Source organism: Acinetobacter calcoaceticus (assembly GCF_051947995.1).
Taxonomy (GTDB): Bacteria; Pseudomonadota; Gammaproteobacteria; order Pseudomonadales; family Moraxellaceae; genus Acinetobacter.
Genome location: NZ_JBLVVH010000042.1, coordinates 1 through 248, shown reverse-complemented (window position 1 = coordinate 248; position 248 = coordinate 1). Strand labels below are relative to the sequence as shown.

Below are 248 nucleotides of genomic sequence, written 5' to 3'. Positions count from 1 at the left end.
GTACAGCGGGTTGTCGTAATCGTCGATGCCGTTCACCTGGTTCACCAGGCGCTGGCGCTTCTTCACATCGTCATTGACATGGATGCGCGCGATGCCCAGGCCGATGTCGTCCTTCGGCCGCGCGTCGAACGGACCCTTGTAGACCACCCCGAGCTGCTGGTAGTTGTCCACCACGTTGGTCGCCTTGTCGTGGACCGTCAGGTTGGCGAACAGGCTCAACCCGCGCGAGGCATCGCCGTTGTGCGAAG

At 62.5% G+C, this 248-nt stretch carries 1 protein-coding gene; it reads right to left on the bottom strand.

Features of this window, described 5'->3' with window-relative positions; genetic code table 11:
• On the bottom strand, positions 1 to 248 hold a 248-nt coding region (locus tag ACNQO6_RS18480), incomplete at both ends, for a carbohydrate porin (protein WP_440209918.1).